Genomic DNA, 3,352 nt, shown 5'->3' with positions numbered 1-3,352 from the left:
CGCTATAGTCGCCTTGTGACCGACCGGTCGGTCGCTCAATGTGACTTGTGGAGGGTGTCGATGTCGAATGCCGTTGGGTCGGACCACACGCCGATCGTCTCCGAGCAACAGCTCGCCGATCATCTGGCCGCCGGCTGCAAGCCGGCCGCGCAATTCCGGATCGGAACCGAGCACGAGAAGTTCGTCGTCGCGCGTGCGACGCACGCCGCCGCGCCTTACGACGGGCCCTCGGGGATCGCCGCGGTGCTCGCGCGGCTGCAACGCGACGGGACGCCGATCGTCGATGCCGGACGGATCGTCGGCGTGATCCAGCGCGACGGCGCCGCGATCTCGCTCGAGCCGGCCGGCCAGCTCGAACTGTCGGGCGCGCCGCTCGATACGCTGCACGACACGCATGCCGAACTCCATGCGCACCTTGCCGCGGCCCGCGACGCGTGCGGGCCGCTCGGCCTGCGCTGCGCGCCGCTGGGTTTTCACCCTCACCTGGCGCGTGCGGCGCTGCCGTGGATGCCGAAGCAGCGTTACGGGATCATGCAGCGCTATATGCCGTGCGTCGGCACGCGCGGGCTCGACATGATGCAGCGCACCTGCACCGTGCAGGTCAATCTCGATTTCGCGTCGGAAAGCGACATGGCGCGCAAGATGCGCGTGTCGCTCGCGCTGCAGCCCGTTGCCACCGCGCTGTTCGCGAATTCGCCGTTCGCGGAGGGCCGGCCGACCGGCCTGCTGTCGACGCGCGCACACACGTGGCTCGACACCGACGAGGACCGCTGCGGGGCGCCCGCGCTGTTCCTGTCGCGCAGCTTCGGTTTCGAGCGCTATGTGAGCTGGCTGCTCGACAATGTGCCGATGTACTTCGTGCGGCGCGGCGACCGCTACACGGATGCGACCGGCTGGACGTTCCGCGATTTCATGCGACGCCGCATTCCGCACCTCGAGGGCGACACGCCGACGCTCGGCGATTTCGCCGATCATCTGACGACGGTTTTCACCGAAGTGCGGCTCAAGCGCTATCTCGAGATGCGCGGCGCCGATGCGGGCTCGCCCGCGATGATGGTCGCGCTGTCCGCGTTCTGGACCGGCCTGCTGTACGATCCGGCCGCGCTGTCGGAGGCCGAGACGCTGGCCGCCGCGATCGACCGCGGCGCGTTGCTCACCCTGCGTCGCGACGTGCCGCGTTTCGGGCTGGGCGCCTCGGTCGACGGCCGCCCGTTGCGCGCATTCGCGGCCGATGCGCTGGCGATCGCGCATCGCGGCCTGCGCGCGCGGGCACGCAGGGACGCGGCCGGCCGCGACGAATCCGTGTATCTCGCGCCGCTCGACGAGATCGTCGCCGGTGCGCCGACCCAGGCCGAGCATTGGCTCGCCCGCTATCGCGACGCGTGGGCCGGCGACGCGACACGGATCTACGACGAAGCCGAAATCTGACTGCGTCGCGCCGGGCCGCTCACGCGCAGCACGCGAGCAGCGGCTCGCGCGCGAAGTCGAGGTCAGGCGCCGGCGCATGGCCGCGCCGGCGCGCCCGCACTGCGTAGGCGAGCGTCTCGAGGAGCGGCGTGGTATCGGCGAACGACAGGCACGCATCGGTGATGCTCTGCCCGTAGCGCAGTGGCACGCCGGGCACGAGATCCTGGCGCCCTTCGATCAGGTTCGACTCGATCAGCACGCCGACGATGCGCGCGTCGCCGGCCGCGACCTGCGCGGCGACGGCCGTGCCGACGCCCAGTTGATTGCGGAACTGGCGGCGGCTGTTGCCGTGGCTGACGTCGATCATCACGCGCGGCGCGCATTGCGCGGCCACCATGCGCTCGCACACGGCATTCACGGCCGCCGCGTCGAAATTCGGTTCGCGCCCGCCGCGCAGCACGACATGCGTATGCGGATTGCCGGGCGACGCCGTCGCACATAGCCGCCCGCCCGCATCGACCGACAGGAAGCGATGCGCTCGCGCGGCCGCGCACATCGCATCGACGGCCACCTGGACGTTCCCGTCGGTGCCGTTCTTGAAGCCGATCGGGATCGGCAGCGACGACGCCAGCTCGCGATGCACCTGCGATTCCACGGTGCGCGCGCCGATGGCCCCCCACGCGACCAGGTCGGCCAGATAGCGCGGCGACAGCGGATCGAGAAACTCGGTCGCCGCCGGCATCTCCGCCCCGTTGATGTCGCACAGCAGCGCGCGGGCCGTATGCAGCCCCGCGTCGATCCGTTCGCTGCCGTCCAGCAGCGGATCGTTGATGAGCCCTTTCCAGCCGACCGTCGTGCGCGGCTTCTCGAAGTACACGCGCATCACGATTTCCAGCTCGTCCGCGAATCGCGCACGTTGCAGCGCGAGCCGCGCCGCATAGTCGCGCGCGGCGGCCGGGTCGTGCACCGAGCACGGGCCGGCGATGACCACGAGACGGTCGTCCGTGCCGTTCAACACGTCGACGATCGCGTGGCGAGCCTGATGAACCGTGCGCGTCGCGCGCAACGCAGGCGGCAGCGCGCCGGCCAGATCCGCGGGGGACGGCAAATGCAGCACGGCGTCGCGGTGCGTCGTCCAGGTATTCGCATGCATAGGGACTGCCCTCCTGTCGATAATTCGGTGGATTCTTTACTACAGCGCGACTGTATTGAATGGCTCTTTCCGTGCGCAACTAACATATTTACCAGTTTCAAATTCATATCCTTATGAATGACAGAAATAAGCGCGACGTCGGGAAATAGAGGCATCGGCTTTGCCGTTCTTGAGATGTTTGACGGGATGGAAATTCGATTTCCAGCGGGGAACCCGGGAGTACTTGCTCGGGTTGGGGGTGCGGAGTGCGTGGCGCTTCGCGGCGGGTCGCTATTCGTTCTGATAGTGGCGTCCCGATAGGCGTTCGATTAATTTTCAAATTCCTGACGGGCCAATCAGGAACAAATATATAAATCAACCCAGTCATTGCGGAGAACCACCATGTCGAAGCGTCATTATGAAACGCCCATTCACGTCAAGTATCGCGATACGGATTCGATGGGGCATGTGAGCAGTCCCGTCTATTACGATTATCTGCAGCATTCGTACCTCAGCTACATGTTCGATCTCCTCGGCCTGCCGCGGAGCGAGAAGCTGCCGCACATCATGGTGAAGACGCAATGCGAGTACCTCGCACCGGCGCAATTCGGCGACAACCTGACGATCCGGTCGAGCATCGTGCGTTTCGGCAGCAAGAGCTTCGATCTCGAACACCTGATGGAGCGCGACGACCAGACCATCGTCGCGCGCGGCATGTCGACGCACGTGATGTTCGATTACGCGAACAACACGACGCAGGCCGTGCCCGACGAGTTCAAGGCACGCGTGCTCGAATTCCAGGGTTCGCTGTGA

Annotated in this window: 3 protein-coding genes; 2 read left to right on the top strand and 1 reads right to left on the bottom strand. The window is 66.6% G+C overall.

From position 1 onward, the window contains the following. Positions 1–60 precede the first annotated feature (60 nt). Complete coding sequence (locus FFS49_RS41650; protein WP_105816416.1) at positions 61–1,428, top strand: glutamate--cysteine ligase; 1,368 nt, start codon at positions 61–63, stop codon at positions 1,426–1,428. Between the two features lie 19 nt (positions 1,429–1,447). Here the strand turns inward: FFS49_RS41650 and FFS49_RS41645 are convergent, their stop codons facing one another. After that, positions 1,448–2,560: a 3-deoxy-7-phosphoheptulonate synthase gene (locus tag FFS49_RS41645; RefSeq protein WP_105816417.1), complete on the bottom strand. Its 1,113-nt coding sequence runs from the start codon at positions 2,558–2,560 to the stop codon at positions 1,448–1,450. Positions 2,561–2,941: 381 nt separating this feature from the next. Here FFS49_RS41645 and FFS49_RS41640 point away from each other — a divergent pair, with 381 nt between their 5' ends. Beyond that, positions 2,942–3,352 carry an acyl-CoA thioesterase gene (locus tag FFS49_RS41640; RefSeq protein ID WP_039354887.1) on the top strand — a complete coding sequence of 137 codons (411 nt, stop codon included), beginning with the start codon at positions 2,942–2,944 and terminating at the stop codon, positions 3,350–3,352.

The sequence above is a fragment of the Burkholderia sp. 4NA327C6 genome (assembly GCF_005502655.1).
GTDB classification, from domain to species: domain Bacteria; phylum Pseudomonadota; class Gammaproteobacteria; order Burkholderiales; family Burkholderiaceae; genus Burkholderia; species Burkholderia contaminans.
This window is presented reverse-complemented; position numbering and strand designations above follow the sequence as displayed.

Coding starts and splice junctions, on each gene's coding strand:
- FFS49_RS41650 (WP_105816416.1), top strand. CDS start 61: ATGTCGAATGCCGTTGGGTCGGACCACACGCCGATCGTCTCCGAGCAA.
- FFS49_RS41645 (WP_105816417.1), bottom strand. CDS start 2,560: ATGCATGCGAATACCTGGACGACGCACCGCGACGCCGTGCTGCATTTG.
- FFS49_RS41640 (WP_039354887.1), top strand. CDS start 2,942: ATGTCGAAGCGTCATTATGAAACGCCCATTCACGTCAAGTATCGCGAT.